Annotated in this window: 14 protein-coding genes; 6 read left to right on the top strand and 8 right to left on the bottom strand. The window is 74.3% G+C overall.

Annotated features, from left to right (window positions below):
• Nucleotides 1–70 precede the first annotated feature (70 nt).
• From G7Z13_RS01570 to G7Z13_RS01590, 5 genes are read right to left on the bottom strand one after another with little or no spacing between them, the layout of a single operon-like run.
• Nucleotides 71–2,878, bottom strand: coding sequence for a DUF5682 family protein (locus G7Z13_RS01570; protein ID WP_165995299.1), 2,808 nt, complete (start codon nucleotides 2,876–2,878; stop codon nucleotides 71–73).
• Nucleotides 2,879–2,907: 29 nt separating this feature from the next.
• Nucleotides 2,908–4,020 carry an AAA family ATPase gene (locus G7Z13_RS01575; protein ID WP_165995300.1) on the bottom strand — a complete coding sequence of 371 codons (1,113 nt, stop codon included), beginning with the start codon at nucleotides 4,018–4,020 and terminating at the stop codon, nucleotides 2,908–2,910.
• 59 nt (nucleotides 4,021–4,079) lie between these two features.
• Nucleotides 4,080–5,504 (bottom strand): VWA domain-containing protein, encoded by a 1,425-nt coding sequence (locus G7Z13_RS01580; RefSeq protein WP_165995302.1) that lies wholly within the window; start codon nucleotides 5,502–5,504, stop codon nucleotides 4,080–4,082.
• Entirely contained in the window at nucleotides 5,501–6,895 is a 1,395-nt protein-coding gene (locus G7Z13_RS01585) for a hypothetical protein (RefSeq protein ID WP_206312973.1), read from the bottom strand. The genes G7Z13_RS01580 and G7Z13_RS01585 overlap by 4 nt, the downstream gene beginning before the upstream one ends.
• Nucleotides 6,895–7,398, bottom strand: coding sequence for a hypothetical protein (locus G7Z13_RS01590; RefSeq protein WP_165995306.1), 504 nt, complete (start codon nucleotides 7,396–7,398; stop codon nucleotides 6,895–6,897). The genes G7Z13_RS01585 and G7Z13_RS01590 overlap by 1 nt, the downstream gene beginning before the upstream one ends.
• 227 nt (nucleotides 7,399–7,625) lie before the next feature.
• On the opposite strand from G7Z13_RS01590, the gene G7Z13_RS01595 reads away from it, so the two are divergent.
• From G7Z13_RS01595 to G7Z13_RS01605, 3 genes are all read left to right on the top strand, one after another.
• On the top strand, nucleotides 7,626–7,958 hold the full coding sequence (locus tag G7Z13_RS01595) for a MazG-like family protein (protein WP_165995307.1): 333 nt from the start codon (nucleotides 7,626–7,628) through the stop codon (nucleotides 7,956–7,958).
• A gap of 1 nt (nucleotide 7,959) precedes the next feature.
• Entirely contained in the window at nucleotides 7,960–8,454 is a 495-nt protein-coding gene (locus G7Z13_RS01600; RefSeq protein ID WP_240926079.1) for an NUDIX hydrolase, read from the top strand.
• A 254-nt stretch (nucleotides 8,455–8,708) separates the two neighbouring features.
• Nucleotides 8,709–9,446, top strand: coding sequence for a D-Ala-D-Ala carboxypeptidase family metallohydrolase (locus G7Z13_RS01605; protein ID WP_165995308.1), 738 nt, complete (start codon nucleotides 8,709–8,711; stop codon nucleotides 9,444–9,446).
• A gap of 152 nt (nucleotides 9,447–9,598) precedes the next feature.
• Here the strand turns inward: G7Z13_RS01605 and G7Z13_RS01610 are convergent, their stop codons facing one another.
• The 3 genes from G7Z13_RS01610 to G7Z13_RS01620 all read right to left on the bottom strand — a co-directional run bounded on the left by G7Z13_RS01610 (nucleotide 9,599) and on the right by G7Z13_RS01620 (nucleotide 12,275).
• The gene (locus G7Z13_RS01610; RefSeq protein WP_165995309.1) at nucleotides 9,599–9,772 is read right to left on the bottom strand and encodes a CsbD family protein; all 174 of its coding nucleotides are present in this window, start codon (nucleotides 9,770–9,772) and stop codon (nucleotides 9,599–9,601) included.
• Nucleotides 9,773–9,870: 98 nt separating this feature from the next.
• Nucleotides 9,871–11,409 carry an FAD-dependent oxidoreductase gene (locus G7Z13_RS01615; protein ID WP_165995310.1) on the bottom strand — a complete coding sequence of 513 codons (1,539 nt, stop codon included), beginning with the start codon at nucleotides 11,407–11,409 and terminating at the stop codon, nucleotides 9,871–9,873.
• Between the two features lie 209 nt (nucleotides 11,410–11,618).
• On the bottom strand, nucleotides 11,619–12,275 hold the full coding sequence (locus tag G7Z13_RS01620) for a class I SAM-dependent methyltransferase (RefSeq protein ID WP_165995311.1): 657 nt from the start codon (nucleotides 12,273–12,275) through the stop codon (nucleotides 11,619–11,621).
• A 140-nt stretch (nucleotides 12,276–12,415) separates the two neighbouring features.
• Here G7Z13_RS01620 and G7Z13_RS01625 point away from each other — a divergent pair, with 140 nt between their 5' ends.
• The 3 genes from G7Z13_RS01625 to G7Z13_RS01635 all read left to right on the top strand — a co-directional run bounded on the left by G7Z13_RS01625 (nucleotide 12,416) and on the right by G7Z13_RS01635 (nucleotide 17,408).
• The gene (locus tag G7Z13_RS01625) at nucleotides 12,416–13,288 is read left to right on the top strand and encodes a fructosamine kinase family protein (RefSeq protein WP_240926080.1); all 873 of its coding nucleotides are present in this window, start codon (nucleotides 12,416–12,418) and stop codon (nucleotides 13,286–13,288) included.
• Nucleotides 13,289–13,346: 58 nt separating this feature from the next.
• The gene (locus tag G7Z13_RS01630) at nucleotides 13,347–14,156 is read left to right on the top strand and encodes a lipoprotein (protein WP_165995312.1); all 810 of its coding nucleotides are present in this window, start codon (nucleotides 13,347–13,349) and stop codon (nucleotides 14,154–14,156) included.
• A gap of 63 nt (nucleotides 14,157–14,219) precedes the next feature.
• A complete protein-coding gene (locus G7Z13_RS01635; RefSeq protein WP_240926081.1) occupies nucleotides 14,220–17,408 on the top strand; it encodes a SpoIIE family protein phosphatase in 3,189 nt (1,062 codons plus the stop codon).
• Nucleotide 17,409 lies beyond the last annotated feature (1 nt).

Raw genomic sequence — 17,409 nt, forward strand, 5'->3', positions numbered from 1 at the left:
ACCGTCGGCTCGTGCGTACGCCGGGGCCACCGCTCCCTGCCGGGGGCGGTGGCTCCGGTGGTTGTCGCCGTCAGGGGGTGGCCAGCAGGGCTCCCAGTGCGTCGGCGGTGTGCGGGTGGCGGGCGAGGAGGGCCGCGCCGGCCGGGGTACGGTCCGCCGGGGCCCAGTCGGCGTCGCAGCCGAGCAGGGCCGCCACCGCGTCGCAGGCCGCGGGGTGCGCGGCGAGCAGCGGCAGGCCGCGCACGGACGAGCGGTCGCGGACCGGACGTGCGGGCGCCGGGGCCGGCTCGGCTCGCCACGGCGGTATCCAGGCGTCCAGGGCGGCGAGGCGGCCGGGGAAGACGCGGCCCGCCTCGCGGATCAGCAGGGGCGCGAGGTCCGCGCCGCCCGCGCGGAGGGTGGTGATGAGGGTCGGCAGCCAGGGCAGCAGCACCGGGTCGGGCAGCCGGGCGAACGCGTTCGACACGGCTTCGACGACGAAGTCGGCGAGGCCGGGCACCGGTTCCAGGGCGTGCAGGAATCCGCTGAGGTAGCGCGGATAGGCGGGCACGACCAGGGGGTTGCCGAGCAGTTCGTCGCAGCGGGCCCGCAGGCCGGCCCGGGAGAGGGTGCCGAGCTGGGTCTTGGCCGCCCACAGCAGCGCCGTCTTCGCGGGGTCCTCCGGATGGGACTGGGCGACGGCCAGCTCCAGCTGGTTGCGGTCGCAGCCCAGCGACAGGGCGAGGCTCTCCATGCTGAACAGGAAGCCGAGCATGGCCGCGACCTGGCGGACGCTCGCCTCGTCGTCGGTGAACGCCGTCGGCAGCAGGGTGCAGTAGTGGGCGTAGCCGGTCTTGACGAAGGACTCGATCCACGCGGGCAGGGACGGCTCGCTGGTGCGGTAGTACGCCAGCAGTCCGCGCACCCGGCGCAGCACCTCGGGCGCGCCGTCGACGGTCCGCTCGGTCGCCAGCACGTCGAGGGCGCGCCGGCCGAGTTCGTCGGCGAGGCGGCGGCTGCGCAGGTAGAGCGTGGCGTCCTCGACGGCTTCGAGGACGGTCGCCGTGGTCGCCTGCGGCCCGTACGCGGTGCGCCGCAGCCGCTGTTCGAGGACCTGCTCGATACTGACGCCCTCGTAGCCCAGCTCGATGAGGGCCCGCTGATGGGTGCCCAGGGCCAGGTCCCAGGACTCCTGGATGGGGCGCTCGCCGAGCTTGCGTTCGCCCATGATGGGGCGCGCCGCGCCGTGCGGCAGGAGGTAGCGCAGCATCCACAGCACGTCGGAGCACTGTTCCAGCTCCGGCCGCGAGGCCATGTCGAGCAGGGCCCGCTGGACGCCGCGCTGCTGGAGCTTGAGGTCGAGCGGGGCGAGCCGGTCGTGGACGTCGCGGGCGAGGGGTGGCAGCGCGTCGTAGCCGACCTGGCCGACGCGGTCGCCGCCCAGCATGATCTCCACGAGGCGGCGCACGTCGCGCCGGCCGGGGACGGTGTCCTTCTCGACGCAGGTGACCGCCGCGTCCTGGAAGTCGTACGGCGTGGGCTTCGCGCGGTCCCGCATGCCCGCGAGGAGGATCGACGTCTCGAACACGGCGATGGCGTCGGCGGTGGAGGCGAGGTAGCCGTTGCGGCGGGCGGCGCGCACGATCTCCACGGACCAGCCGAGCAGTTCCTCCTCGTCGAGGCGGTCCAGGACGGGGGGCCGTTGCAGGAAGCCGGTGAGTCTGTCGGTGGGGGCGGCCGGGCCGGCGGGGACGGGAGCCGGCGCGGCCTTCGCCGTCTTCTTCGGCGTCCTGGTGCCCGCCTGGCCGGCGAGCCGGTACGGCTTGACCCGGGTGCGCTTGAGGTTCTTCGTCCACTGGGCGGCGGCGATGGACACCGAGCCGGCGGCGAGCCCGAACTGTGCCTCGATGGCGGCGTGGCTGGACGGGATCAGGCCGTGCTGCCACTTGGTGGCGGTGGGCGGGCTGATCTCGAAGGTGTCGGCGCCGTGGACGCCGAACTCGGCGACGCGGCTGGCGGCGTGGAAGGCGCCGCAGACGTAGAGGGCGTCCGCGGGGTCGGTGCCGGTGGCGGCCATGTGCCGGCGCATCCGCGTCCACATGTGGCGTTCGCGGTCCTCGTCGACGCGGACCCGGTGCGGGTCGCCGGGGGCGAGGCGCCGGAAGAGGCTGCCGATGAGCAGCATGACCTGCCGGTAGGTGTCGTGGTCGCTGTCGCCGAGGGGCAGTTCGACGTACTGGTGCCACCACTCCGACCAGTGCCGCACCTTGCCGTGGCGCAGCAGGTGCTCCTCCAGTTCGGCGAAGCGGGGGCGCAGGTCGCCGATCTCCACGCCGACCGCGTCGCCGTGCAGCGCGGCCTCCTCCTCGGCGGGCGGCGCGTCCGGGTCGGCCGGTGTGCCGGTGTCCTCCTTGGTCTCCTGCCGGGTCTCCTGCCACTGGAAGACGTGGTCGGAGGACCGGTCCACGAGGACGAGTTCGACGCCCGGCGTGTCCAGGGCGTAGGCGATGGCCTGGTACTCGGCCGACGCCTCGGTGATCGGGGCGACCACCGACAGCGGCGCCCATTCCGCGGGGAAGCCGTCGACCTCGGTCGCGAACGCCTGGACGGCGACCGGGAGCCTGCAGTTGCGCAGCTCGGTCAGGAGGGGGGCCATGTCCTCGCAGAGTTCGAGGTAGACCACCTTGGGCTGCTTCTCGCGCAGCCGGCGTGCCATGGCGAGGGCGGAGGCGGGCGAGTGATGGCAGACGGGGAAGATTTCCAGGGGTTCGCGCACCGCGCGGTCGACGTCGTCGACGATGCCGAGGAGGATGCCCTCCAGTGCGTCGGGTCCGCCGGCGAACGCGGTGGCGGCCTGCTGGAGCTGGGTGCGCAGGGCGGTGAAGGCGGACTCGTTCATGGGCCTGTCCACGGTGTGGTTCCGGGTGCTCACGACAGGGTCGCGATGGCGTCGCGGCCGCCCTCGAGGAACTCCGGCCAGGAGCCGCCCTCCTCCTTGCTGCGCGGCTCGACGACGCCGTGCAGGTACTTGTTGAGGATGGCCAGGTCCTCCGGTTCGCGGCGGGCGAGGGAGCCGACGAGCGAGGAGGCGAGGGTACGGGCGGTCAGGGCGCGCTCGCCGAAGAAGTTGCTGTGCAGGATGGCGTCCTCCAGGACGCCGATCTGCTCGGCGGTGGACAGCGCGGACTCCAGCTTCTCGTCGTCGCTCGCGGCCGCGGCGGCAGAGGCGCGCAGGTCGGAGAAGGACTGCAGCAGCACGTCCAGCAGGGTGGGTGGGACGTCGAGTTCGATCTGGTGGCGGCGCAGCAGTTCCTCGGTGCGGAAGCGGACGATCTCCGCCTCGCTCTTCTTGTTGGTCACGACGGGGATGCGCACAAAGTTGAAGCGGCGCTTGAGCGCGGAGGACAGGTCGTTGACGCCCCGGTCGCGGCTGTTGGCGGTGGCGATGACGGAGAAGCCGGGCTTGGCGAACACGATGTTGTCGCTGTCGAGTTCGGGGACCGAGATGTACTTCTCGGAGAGGATGGAGATCAGCGCGTCCTGGACGTCGCTGGTGGAGCGGGTCAGTTCCTCGAAGCGGCCGATGACGCCGTTCTCCATCGCGGTCATGATCGGCGAGGGGATCATCGACTCCCGCGACTGGCCCTTGGCGATCACCATGGACACGTTCCACGAGTACTTGATGTGGTCCTCGGTGGTGCCGGCCGTGCCCTGCACGACGAGGGTGGAGTTGCGGCAGACGGCGGCGGCGAGCAGTTCGGCGAGCCAGCTCTTGCCGGTGCCGGGGTCGCCGATGAGCAGCAGGCCGCGGTCGGAGGCGAGGGTGACGATGGCCCGCTCGACGATGCTGCGGTCGCCGAACCACTTCTGGGAGACCTCGCGGTCGAGGCCGTCGGCCCGCTCGGACCCGAGGATGAACAGCCGGATCATCTTCGGCGACAGCCGCCAGGAGAACGGCTTGGGGTTGTCGTCGATCGACTCGAGCCAGTCCAGCTCCTCGGCGTACTTGATCTCGGCGGGGGCGCGCAGCAGGTCGGACATGGGTGAGGCCTTTCGGTGAGAGGAGAGGTGAGAGGTGGGTGTGCTGAGGCGCGGACGGCTCAGGTGAGGAACGACTTCAGCTCGTGGACGAGCTTGCGGATGTGACCGGAGATCACGGGCGTGCCGAGGTCCTTGAAACGTTCCCTGAACCAGGGGTTGACGCTGCCGCGGCCGGCGCTGGTCACCGAGCCGACGGGGATGAACTTCGCGCCGGAGCGGTGGATGGCCGCCATGCTCTCGAACAGCGGCTCGGAGCGCCATTCGTAGAAGTCGGAGATCCACACCACGACCGTGTTGCGCGGTTCGGCGATCTTCGGCTGGGCCAGGGCCATGGCGACCGTGCCGTCGGTGCCGCCGCCGAGCTTGGTGCGCAGCAGGGTCTCGAAGGGGTCGTTCACCCAGGGGGTGAGGTCGAGCGCCTGGGTGTCGTAGGCGATCAGGTGGACGTCGACCTTGGGCAGGCCGGCGAAGATCGACGCCAGGATGGTGCAGTTGACCATCGAGTCGACCATCGAGCCGGACTGGTCGACGACGACGATGAGCCGCTGCGGCGTCGTCTTGCGGACGGTGTGCCGGTAGTAGAGGCGGTCGACGTAGAGCCGTTCCTCCTCGGGGTCCCAGTTGGTGAGGTTCTTCCAGATGGTGCGGTCGAGGTCCAGGTTGCGGAAGACCCGCTTGGGCGGGATCGACCGGTCGAGGGTGCCGACGGAGGCCTTCTCGACCTGGGTGCGCAGGACTTCGGCGACCTCGTCGACGAAGCGGCGGATGAGCGCCTTGGCGTTGGCGAGGGCGACGCCGGAGAGGTTGTTCTTGTCGCGCAGCAGCTGCTCGATGAGCGACATGCTCGGGGTGAGCTGTGCGGCGAGCTGGGGGTCGGCGAGGACTTCCCGCAGGTGCATGCGCTTGACCAGGTCGGCCTCGATGGCGCCGAGTTCGGGGCCGATCTCCGGGATGAGCGTGCCGAGGTCGGGGGTGGGGTGGCCGATTCCCGTGCCGGTGGGGCTCACTCCCCCGCCGGCCGCGCGGCCGGCGCCGCCGCGGCCGCGTCCGCCGCGCAGGTCGCCGGGCTTGCAGCCGAGGGCGCGTTCCAGCCAGCCGGCGTCGGACTGCCATTGGGCGAGCTGCCCGGCGGTGACGGTGCCGGAGCCGGGGGCGAAGACGCCCAGCAGCACCTTGGACACGAGCGCGGCGCGGCGCACCTCGGCGGCCCGGTCGCGGTCGTCCCCGTCGGGCTCGGGCACCATCAGGTTCTCGAACTCGCCGGCGAGTTCGGGGTGGCGCTGGACGATGGAGTCGACGGAGGCCTGCGGGTCGAGCAGGGCGGGCGGCAGGCCGATGTCCTCGACGACGGCGAGCGAGGCGGCCTCCAGACCGGCCTGCTCCTCGGGGTCGAAGAGGCGGGCGAGCAGCCGCCAGTACAGCAGCTGCCGGCGGTTCTCGTCGGGGTTCGCCGGCACGGTCTCCCCGGTGGTGTGGTCGGTCATTTCCTGAGCAGCCTTCCGGCGCGTTCGCGCAGCACGGCCACCGCGTCGGTGGCGGCCTTCTCGAGCTTGGCCCCGGCCTTGTCGGTGGTGCCGCCGGCCCAGGCGCCCGCGTGGACGGCGACCGTCTTCCTGCGCACGGTGGTCTCCACGGCGAGCGGCTGGACGGCGAAGCGTCCGGCGTCCCAGCGCAGCAGTCCGATGCAGGCGGTGGACGCGGCGACGGCCTTCGGGGTGAGCGGTCCGGCGACCGGTACGCGGTCGGTGTCGACGGCCAGCCGGTGCCCGGTGAGGGTGAACGTCACCGTCTCGTCGTCCGCGTCCTGTTCGGCGGTGTACCCCTCGAGGAACACGGGGTGGGCGAGGCGCACCGGGTGCCGGTCGAGGGGCGCGGTCGGCGGTGTGGTGGCGGTGGGCAGGGCGACGCGGGCGGTGGCGAAGGGGTCGGCGGGCTCGCCGGCGCGGGCGTGCTCGTCGCTCCAGATCAGGTCGCCCTCGGCGGTGACGGGCATGTCGGTGAGGTCCATCGAGCGGCCCTCGCCGAGGGCGGCGAGCAGCGCCATGTGCGGGCGCAGCAGCTGCCAGACCCCCGCGCCGAGGACGGTGTCGGGCTTCGGCGCGGACACGCTCGCCCGCACCAGGCGGGGTGGACCGCCGTCGGCGGGTTCGAGGACGGCGTGCACCTGGGCCTGGGCGGCGGTGGCGTGTTCCTGGAGGTCGACGCCGAGCGGCAGCAGCCGGCCGGTGGCGGTGCCCGTGGCGAGCGCGGCGGCGGCGCCGGGCAGGGTCAGCAGCATGCCGCGGGCCCACAGGTCGGCCCAGCGGCGCACGGGTATCCGCTCCAGGGAGGCGCCCGGGCAGGACGCGGCGAGTTCGGCGGCGAATCCGTCGAGGAGGGTGGCGAGGCGGCGCAGTTCCGGACCCGGCAGCAGCGCGGAGACCACCTGGGCGGAGCCGGCGACCACATCGTGGTCGATGCCCTGCCAGCCGGCGCGCGCGAGGTCGCCGAGCCAGGAGCGGGCGGCGGCGAGGAGGTTGGGCGCCTGCTGTCCGGCGGCGGCCGCGGCGGGCGTCTCCTCACGGGGGCGGCCGGTGGCCTCGTCCGCGCGGGCGGCGAGCGCGTCGTGGACGGAGCCGAGCAGGGCGGTGCGGGCGGCGGCGAGGCTGAGGAAGTGGTCCTCGCTCGCGGCGCCGGCCGCGGCCTTCTCGGCGGCCTCGGCCGCGCGGGCGGCGAGCGGGCTGCCGGCGACCGCGTCGGCCAGCCGCGCCAGGCCCTCGGCCTGGGCGGGCTGGGGCCTCAGCAGACCGCCGATCAGCACCTGGTCGAAGGCGTCGACGGCGGCCAGGGCCTCGTCCAGTCCCTCGACGGGTTCGGTGAGCAGATCGAGCCGCATCAGGCCACCGCCCTCGTCGGCGGGAACCACTGCATCTCGGGCAGCGGCGCGGTGGCCGGGGCCAGTTCGAGGTAGGCGAGGTGGCGCAGGAACCGGCTGAAGACCGACGCGGCGGCCTTGCCGTCCGCGGGCAGCGGGCGGGTCGCGCTCATGACCAGGTGGAGGGTGTGGGCGGTGGCCTCCCCGTCCCCGAGGTCGGTGCGCAGATAGCGGGCGACGCGCTCGGCGCCGTACTGGAGCACCGCTTCGTTGATCAGCGCGCCGATGTGGTTGCAGAAGCCGCCGCGGGCGCCGCCGAACGGCCGGTTGTTGTTGGTGCTGCACGCGTAGGCGTACGTCCCGGCGGTGACCGACGAGACGTAGACCCGCCCGATGTCGGAGCCGCTGGAGACGACGCCCTGGAGGCGCCCGTCGGCCAGCTCCGCGAACGGGACCTTGGCGAGCTTGCGCGGCCGTGCGGGCGGGATCACCCGCGCCGTGCTCGACCTCTCGAAGTGCGACAACGCACCATCTCCTTTGCAGCACAAGGGAAGTCCGACGCCGGATCGGCGGGACGGGAAAGAACCTACTGGCGACCACTGACAACGCCCCGGCGACGCCGGGCCGCCGCCCCTTCCGCGCTCCCTCGCGCCGCGGGGAAATGGCCGGTTGAGCCCGTCTCCGCACGCGGCCCGCGATCGTTCACGAGTCGAGGAGGCGGGGCGAGGGACGCCCGCCGGAAGGGGTGTCCGTGGACGAGGACCACTGGGAGATCACGGCCGGGCTGGCCGTGTTCCTGGACGAGGCGGCCGCTCACATCCCCGCCGCGCAGCGGTCGGTGCTGCAAGTGCTGAAGATCGGGGAGGAGTTCGGCGAGGCGGCCCAGGCGCTGATCGGGGTCACCGGCGTCAATCCGCGCAAGGGCACGAGCCACACCTGGGACGACGTGACGGCCGAGATCTGCGACGTCATCGTCACGTCGATGGTGTCGCTGCACCGGCTCGGCGTCCCCGACCCGGCCGGTGTCTTCACCGAGCACCTGCGCAGGACCGCCGCGCGCACCCTGAGCGGGAGGAAGGACTGACGTGAGCGTTGGGTGGATGCCGCGCGAGGAGTGGGTCAAGACGCAACCCCGGGCGCTCGTCGCCTCGTGCGTGCTGCTGTACGACACGCGGGGGCGGCTGCTGGTGCTGCGCTACTCCCCCGACGAGCCGAGCGCCGGGCACTGGTGGCTGCCGGGCGGGATGCTCGACCACGGCGAGGATCCGTGGACGGCGGCGCGGCGCGAGGCCCGGGAGGAGACCGGCCTGGACATCGGCGAGCGGCCCCGGCTGATCGGCATCGACCACCGGGTCGACGTCCTGGGCACCGGCCCGGTCCTCGACTGCTACTTCGACGGCGGCACCGTCGCCCCCACCGCCGGCGTGCGGCTGAGCCCCGAGCACGACCGGTACGCCTTCCTGACCCTGGACGAACTGACCGACCCGACCCTGGTCATGCACCGCCCGATACTGACCGCGCTGCACTCGGCCGCGCGGGACGGGGGCGTGGTGTGCCTGCGGGAGGGGCGGCCCTGGTGAAGCCGTGAGGCCGTGTGAACGTGTGGCTGTGCCGAGCCGAGCCGCGGTGCCGCCTCCCCGCCGACGGCGAGCGGCGGCACCCCCCCCCGACGGCACCGCCCCTGGGTGCGGATCCCGACGACGGCGGCCGCGGCGATGAACCCCGCTCTTGCGCCACCGGCCACCCGTGCCCCATCGTTGACGCGCGTAACACGGCTCTTCACGTTCGGCAGTGGCTCACAGGGGGGCTCACCTTCCCCCGGCCTGGAGGTCGCATGTTCAGACGCATCGCACGACTCGTCGCCGCTTTTGTCATGATCCTGTCGGGAGCGTTCGCCGGGGCCGTCGCCACGGCGGGCACCGCGCACGCGGACGGCTGCTACACCTGGACCCGCACCCTGGCGCAGGGCACCTCGGGCGCCGACGTCACCCAGCTCCAGATCCGCCTCGGCGGCTACGCCGGCTACGGCGCCGTCCTCGCCGTCGACGGCAGTTTCGGACCGGCCACGGAAGCCGCCCTGAAACGCTTCCAGTCGGCGTACGGCCTCACCGCCGACGGGGTCGCGGGCGCCGGCACCTACAACAAGCTGTACGCCCTCCAGGACGACGACTGCACCCCGGTCCACTTCTCCTACAGCGAGCTGAACGACTGCAACAGCACCTGGTCCGGCGGGGCGGTCAGCGCGACCACCGCCAAGGCCAACGCGCTGCGCACCATGTGGAAGCTGGAGGCGCTGCGGCACGCGCTCGGCGACCAGCCGATCACCGTCACCAGCGGTTTCCGGTCGTACGCCTGCAACGAGGCGGTCGGCGGCGCGAGCAACAGCCGTCACCTCTACGGCGACGCGGCCGACCTCGGCGCCGGGCCGCACTCCCTGTGCACGCTGGCCAAGCAGGCCCGCTACCACGGCTTCCGCGGCATCCTCGGTCCGGGCTACCCGGGCCACAACGACCACACGCACCTCGACCACCGCGACAGCCAGTACTGGTCCGCCCCCACCTGCGGCATCTGATCGCGTCGCGACCCGCGCTCACGCATGAGGCGGGCCGGGTTGCGCGGTCTGCGCGCTAACCGGCCCGTCGCTCCTCGCTCTCGCCTCAGCCTCGTCCCAGCCTCAAAAGGCCCCGACGGTCTCGGCGACCGTCGACGCCGCCGGCGGCGGCATCAGTCACGGAAGGCGTCCTTCATCTTCTCCTTCGCCTGACGCATGTCCCCCTTCGCCTTCTCCATCCGGCCCTCGGTCGTCCTGCTCTCGTTGCCGACCGCGCGGGCGGCCGTCTCCTTGGCCTTGCCCTTGGTCTGTTCCATCTTCGCCTTGGACTTCTGGTTGCGTGCCACGCTCACTCACTCCCCAGGACTCGCTTACGGGTCGGACACCGAGTGACCCCGCGCGGGGGAGGTCAAACCCGCGCGGGGCCACTGTGCGGAGCGGGGCGTCAGATCTCGCGGGGCCGCAGCGGGCTGACCGCGGGTCCCTGCACCACGCTGCCGTCGGGTGCGAAGCGGGAGCCGTGGCAGGGGCACTCCCAGGCACCCTCGGCGCGGTTGAAGGCCACCAGGCAGCCCATGTGGGTGCACCGCGCGGAGACGGCGCGCAGCTCGCCGTTCTCGTCGCGGTGGACGGCCACGTGGCGGCCGCCGACGGGCACGACGACGCCCTCGCCCGGCGCGAGATCGTCCACGCGCGAGCGCGGGCCGGGCGCCAGCGCGGACAGCCGGTCGCCGACGAAGTGCCGGGCCACCTTGGCCTGGTTCTTCAGGAACTCCCCGCCCTCACGGACCACGGAGGCGATCCGGCGCGGGTCGTACAGGCCGCTCCAGGGGTTGTCGCGGCCGCTGATCAGGTCGCAGAGCAGGCGGCCCGCCATGATGCCGCCGGCCATCCCCCAGCCGCCGAAGCCGGTGGCCACGTAGACGTGCTCGGTCCGGGGGTGCATCAGCCCGACCAGCGGCACGGTGTCGGAGGACTCGTTGTCCTGGGTGGCCCACCGGTGGGTGACGCGCAGTTCGCCGAACTGGCGCAGTGCCCAGCCGGTCAGGGTGGCGAACCGTTCCTCCACGTCGACGCCGCTGCCGGGAGTGAAGTGCTCGCCGGTCATGATGAGCAGCCGCTGCCCGTCCTTGTAGGGGGCGGTGCGCACCGAGCGCGTGCGGTGCTCGGGGGTGATGTACATGCCCTCCGGGGCCTTCGCCTCGTGCACCGGGGCGGCGACCACGAGTTCCCGGCGCGGGGTGAGGCGGGTGAACAGCAGCGCGCGGTCGAAGATCGGATAGTGGGTGGCGACCACCACGTCACGGGCGGTGACGCGGACCCCCTGGTCCGTGGTGAGCACACAGGGCTCGCCCTCGGAGAGGCCGACCACGCGGGTGCCCTCGTACAGCCGGCCGCCGCCCCGGCGCACGCTGTCCGCCAGCGCCATCAGGTACTTGCGGGGGTGGAACTGGGCCTGCTCGGCGACCCGGACGGCGCCCGCGACGGGGAACGGCAGGTCCGTCTCGGTCACGAACTCGGCGGGCAGACCGGCCTCCCGCGCGGCCTCCGCCTCGGCCCGCACCTCGGGGACGCGGTGGCGGCCCTGCACGTACGTGTAGGCGGCCGTTTCCTCCCAGTCGCAGTCGGCTCCCAGCTCCCGGGCGACCTCGGCGGCGTGGCCGATCGCGTCCATCTGGGAGCGGGCGTACAGCCGCGCGCCCTCCGCGCCGCGGGTGCGGCGCAGCCGGTCGTAGATCAGGGTGTGCTGGGCGCTGACCTTCGCCGTGGTGTGTCCGGTGACTCCCGCCGCGATCCGGCCGGCCTCCAGTACGGCCACGTCGTGCCCGCGCCGGACCAGCTCCCACGCGGTGCTCAGCCCGGCTATGCCCGCGCCGATCACGGCCACGTCGACGGTGAGGTCGCCCTCCGGCGCGGGGGCCGGATCGCCGGGGGGCAGGGTCTGGAGCCAGTACGACCCGAAGGTCTCCGCCTGTTCGCTCATGCGCGTCGAGTGCCCACGCACCGGGCGATCACACGGTGACGGCCCGGTACGGGCGGGCGGGCGCGCGGGCGCGCGCCGGGCCGGAGAAGGATGGCGGTGGGGTGCGGCCCGGCAGCGCGGTCGGCGCGGCCGGCAGTCGGGGTGCCCCGGCGCGCCAGACTCGGGCTGTCCGTACGAACGGGGCGGGCGGGCGCCCGGCGCGTGAGGGGTCAGCCCGCGCGGCGCAGCCGCCAGACGTTGTCGCCGCGGAAGCCCTCGACGCCGTCCGGGGAGACGCTGGGCTTGTGGACGGTCTCGGCGGTGACGACGGTCCACTCGGTCTCGGGCAGGGCCAGCTCGGACAGCAGACCGTCCAGCGTGGGGAACTCAGCGTCGAAGGGCGGTTCCTGCCGCCAGCTCGGCCAGGTGGCGTGCAGGCCGATCAGCAGGGTGCCGCGCGGGGCGACGGCCTCGGCGGCGCGGCGCAGGATCCCGTACAGGTCGAGTTCGACCGGGGACTGCAGGTAGTGGGCGCTGACCAGGTCGAAGCTGCCGTCGGGGAAGGTGTGCCCCAGCTCGTGGCGCTGCCAGTCGATCCGCTCGCCGACACCGGCGTCGGCCGCGTGCCGGGCGGCGCGCTCGAGGGCGGTGGCCGAGATGTCGACCGCGGTGACCTGCCAGCCGCGGGCGGCCAGCCACACCGCGTCCGCGCCCTCCCCGCACCCGAGGTCGAGGGCGGTGCCGGGGGTCAGGTCGCTCGCCTCCCGCACCAGCAGCGAGTTGGGACGGCCGCTCCAGATGCGGTCGCCGTTGCGGTAGAAGCCCTCCCAGAAGTCGGCGGGGCGGTCCGGGGCCGGGGCCTCGGGTGTGTGGTGGGTGTGCGTCATGGTGTCCTCCGTGAGTCGCGTACGGCCCTGCACCTCCGAGCCTGGATCGGCGTCCGCGGATCGGCAAAGATCATTGCTGTTTCCGCAAATGCGCTCCGGCCGGGCCCAGGGTGCGCGTCGCCCGCCGTACGCTGGTGGCCGTGCGTGACGTGGACGGAGAGTACGGTCCGGCGACCGTGGCGCGGCGGTTGACCGGGCGGGCGGTGACCGGGGTCCGGGCGGTGTCCGCGGGGATCGCCGAGGTGACGCTGCGGGGCGGCCCGGTGGTGATCGTGAAGCGGCAGGACGCGCCGGGCGGCGTGCGGGCCGAGGCGGCGGGGCTGCGGTGGCTGGCGGAGGCCGGCGCGGTCCGGGTGCCGGCGGTGCACGGGCATGACGGGTCGTGGCTCGTCATCGACCGGGTACCGGACGGCCGGCCCGGCGCGGAGGCCGCGGCGCGGTTCGGGCGGGAGCTGGCCGCGCTGCACGCCGCGGGCGCGCCCGCGTTCGGGGCTCCCCCGCCGGGCGGCCCGCGGGACGCCGCCATCGGGCTCGCGCCGATGCGCAACGTCACCGGCGCAAACTGGCCGGTCTGGTACGCCGAGCACCGCGTGCTGCCCTATCTGCGCCGCGCCGTGGACGACGGCACTCTGCGTCCCGGCGAGGCGGAGGTGTTCGAGCGGGTCTGCGCGCGGCTGCCCGAGCTGGCCGGGCCGGCGGAGCCGCCCGCCCGGCTGCACGGGGATCTGTGGAACGGCAACGTGCTGTGGGGAGCCGACGGGCGGGTCTGGCTGATCGACCCGGCCGCGCACGGTGGCCACCGCGAGACCGACCTGGCGATGCTCCGGTTGTTCGGCTGCCCTCATCTCGACCGGGTCCTGGCCGGCTACCAGGAGGCCGCGCCGCTCGCCGACGGCTGGCGCGACCGGGTCGCCCTGCACCAGCTCTTCCCGCTGCTCGTGCACGTGGTCCTCTTCGGACGGTCGTACGCCGGTCAGGCCGTCGAGGCCGCCCGCACCGCTCTCACCCGCTGATCACGACTGTCGGTCCCCTCGGTTACAGTGGCGCGCCACAGCGAGAGGAGACGGGACCGTGCGGGTCGGGGTGGGGAGAGCGGGACGGGCGGTGGCCGGTGCCGCGTTGGCGGCCGTGGCGCTGACCGGGTGTGCGCAGGCCGCCGGGCCGGGCGCGGGGGAATCGGCGGGCGCGTCGGCCGGCGCCCCGGCGGACGGGGAGCGAGCGGCTGCCGAGAGTGGCGGCAGGGTCGGCGCGGCGGGCTCCGCCTGCGAGCTGCCCGTCAGCTTCGACATCGCCGAGCGCTGGGAGCCGGAGGCGATCGACGCGGCCGCGGCCCGGGCCGCGGTGGAGCAGCCGGCCGGCTCGGAGGAACCGGCCGGTCCCGAGGACTCGGACGGCTCGGACGGCTCGGGTGACGCGGACGGCTCGGACGGCGCGGACGACCCGGACGGCCTGGACGAGGAGCTGGCCGCCGAGCTGGCCGACGCGCTGCTGCGGCAGGGGCCCGTGACGGCCGCTTGCGAGGTGGACGCCAAGCCCGCCGGGCACATCGGCTTCCTCCGCGTCTTCACCGGGGAACGGGGCCAGCCGGGCGGGAACGACGCGCGGACCGTCCTGGAGAACTTCGTGCTCGCCGAGGAGAGCGAGGAGGTCAGCCTCGACGAACAGCGGTACCGCACCTTCCGGTCGGGGCGGCTGACCGGCGTCGAGGTGTCATACCTGCGCACCAGCGCGATCCTTGAGGAGACGACCAAGCAGCGCGCGCTCGCCGTCGTCACGGCGGACGGACCGGTCGTCCTGCACCTGGGCGGGCTGGACGACGAGGAGCACGAGGCGATGCTCCCGGCGTTCGACCTCGCCAAGCGGACCCTGCGCACGTCCTGACCACCGCGTCCGGACCGACCGGCGGCGGGACCGGCGGCGGCGCGCGTGGACGGGACAGGACCGATGACTCGGAGCGGCGGGGCCAGGAGCGGGACGCGCGCACGGCTGACCGCGCTGCTCACCGGCGTCGCCGTCGAGGCGACCGGTGCCGCCGAGGCGCGGGCCGCCGGGGTGTACGTACGTTCCGCGCGCGGCAGTGAACTGCGGCTTGCCTCCCTGGTGGGGCTGCCGGGGGTGCTGTTCCGGCCGTGGTGGCGGGTGCACGTGGACCGGCGGTTCCCGGTCTCCGACACCTACCGGCTCGGCGTCCAGGTGGTGCTGGCGAACACCACGGAGACCATGCGCCGCTACCCGCAGTTCGCCGCCGCCCTGCCGTTCCCGATCGCGTCGGTCTGCGTGCCCCTCACCGGGGCGGCGGAGACGTTCGGGGTGCTGACCGCGCTGCTGCCGAGCGCGCCGGACACCGCGGAGCTGCTGCCCGCCCGCGACCGGCTGGCCGAGCTGGCGGAGGAGGTGGGCGCGGCGGTACGTCCGCTGGAAGCCGACGGCGAGACGCTGACCTGGGACGAGGAGCCGGTGTGCGTCTCGCCGCCGACCACCCGTCCGGCGACGGTGCGGATCGGCCGGTTCTGCTGGGACCCGGCGGCGGACGTCGTCACCGGCGACGACACCCTGCGCGCGCTGCTGGGCCTCACACCCGCCGATGTGCCCGGCGGCGCCCGCGCGCTGGTCCGGACCCTGGCCAGGGCGGACGCCGGCCGCTTGCTGAGGCTGCTGAGGGGCGCGGCCGGGGGCGACCCGCCGGAGCCGCTCCACGTACGGACCGTGGACGGTGCCCCGCTCCGCGTCGAGCTGTGGACACCGTCGCGGGTCGAGGTCGAGGGCATCGTCGTGGACGCGGGTTCGGTGGCCGACGCGGCGGCCGACCAGCTGCCGCAGGGCCTGTTCTGCCTGGACCGGCTGGGGCGGATCGTGCACGCCAACCCGCAGGCGGCCCGGCTGCTGGGCGAGCCGCGCGCCCGGTTCCTCGGACGGTCGCTGTGGGAGGGCGTGCCGTGGCTCGGCAATCCGGCCTTCGAGGACCATCTGCGGGCGGCCCTGCTCGCGCCCGACCCGGTCCACTTCCACGTCCGCCGCCCGCCTTCCCGACACCGGGTGAGCGGTACGGAACCGTCCGAGCAGGGTGGCCCGCGCCCGCAAGGTGGCCCGTCTTCGCCGGATGCCCGGTTCCCGCAGGGGGACCCGTCCCGGCCGCACGATCCGTTCCAGGCGGGGGATCCGTTCCAGGCGGGGGATCCGTTCCAGCCGGGCGGCGGTGACTGGCTGTCCGTGTCGGTCCACCCCGGCGCCGAGGTGCTGGCCTGCGCGGTGACCCGGTCCACCGGCGGATCCGACGCGGCGGCGTCACAGGCCACCGGGACACCGCAGCAACACTCGGGACACGCAGCGCCCGCCGCGGGGGCCCCGGCCCCTGCCCCGAACCCCGCCGCGCCCACCGCCGAAGCCGCCGAAGCCGCCGAAGCCCCACCCCGTGCGGCCCCGGGAGCCGCGTCGCCCCCGGCACCCCCATCGTCCCCCTCAGCCCGTTCATCGCCGACGCCCCTGCCGGACGTCCCCGACCCCGGCGCCGCGGCGGCGTCCCCGGCGTTCCGGCCGATCGTGCTCGCCCTGGCCCTGACCGAGGCGGTCACCGCCCGTCAGGTCTCCGCGGTGGTCATGCAGGAGCTGCTGCCCGCCTTCGGCGGCCGCCGCCTCGCCATCTACCTGCTCCAGGACCGGCATCTGTACCTGGCCTGGGAGACCGGGTTCCCGACCGGGTTCCTGGCCCCGTTCCAGGGCGTCGGTCTGGACGCCCGGCTGCCCGGCGTGGAGACGCTGACCACCGGCCGGCCGCTGTTCTTCGACTCGATGGAGCAGCTCGCGGCGGCCTACCCCGGCATCCCGCTGGACGCGCAGGTCGGAGCCCGCGCCTTTCTGCCGCTGATCGCCTCGGGGCGGCCCGTCGGCTCCTGCATCCTGGGCTTCGACCGGGTGCGCAGCTTCAGCACCGAGGAGCGCACGGTGCTGACCGCGCTGGCCGGGGTGATCGCCCACGCGATGGAGAAGGCGCAGCGCTACGAGACGGAGGCCGCCCTGGCCCGGGGCCTGCAGCGGGCGCTCCTCCCCCGCCGGCTGTCGGTCCACCCGAGCGTGGAGGCCGCGGGCCGGTACCTGCCGGGCACCCAGGGCATGGACGTCGGCGGGGACTGGTACGACGTCATCGGTTCGGGCGACGGGGTGGCCTTGGTCATCGGTGACGTCCAGGGGCACGGGGTGCAGGCGGCCGCCACCATGGGCCAGCTGCGCAGCGCCGTACGGGCGTTCGCGCTCGACGACCGGCCGCCGGACGAGGTGCTGAGCGGCACCAACCGGCTGCTCATCGACCTGGACCCGGGCCAGTTCGCCAGTTGCTGCTATGTGCGCCTGGACCCGCTCACGGGTGTCGCGCGGATCGTCCGGGCGGGTCATCCGCCGCCGCTGCTGCGTCACCCGGACGGCCGCACCCGGGTGCTGGACCTGGCCGGCGGGGTGGTGCTCGGGGTGGACGCGTACGCCGACTACCCGGTGTCGGAGCTGGTGATGGCACCGGGCGCGCTGCTGGCGCTGTACACGGACGGGCTCGTGGAGCGGCCCGGCGGGGACATCGACGACGGCATCACCGCGCTGCGGCTGGCGCTGGCCAAGGCCGGTGCGCCGCCGGCGCGGCCGGGCGGGCGCTGGCTCGCCGGCGTCGCCGACCGCCTCACCGCGGCGGCCCGGCACGCCGTGGACCGGCCGGACGACATCGCCCTGCTGCTCGCCTGCCGCCGCGACGGGACCGGTGCTCAGGCCGACGAGGACCGCGGGCTCCGCAGAACCGGAGCGGAGGGGCGAGCCGCGGAGCCGGACGGACGGGGCAGGCTTGACGCCGGGGTGGCGGAGAGGCGTAACGCCGGGGCGTCTGAGAGGCGTAACGCCGCAGAGCACGGGAGGCGTGGCGCCGAGGCCGCTGAGCGGCGCACCGCCGGCGCAGATGACAGGCCTACCGCCGGGGCGGATGAACGGCGTAGCGCCGGGGCGGAGGAAAGACCCAGCGGCGGACAGGACGGGAGAAGCGGAGGACCGGACACAGCGGCAGGCGCGGAAGCGGCGAGGCCGGCAGGCGGAAGGGCGGACCATCCGGGAGCCCCGCACCGGGTGGCGCCCCTCGCCTCCTGGGTCCGGGGAGGGTAGA

It is taken from the genome of Streptomyces sp. JB150 (assembly GCF_011193355.1).
Taxonomy (GTDB): Bacteria; Actinomycetota; Actinomycetes; order Streptomycetales; family Streptomycetaceae; genus Streptomyces.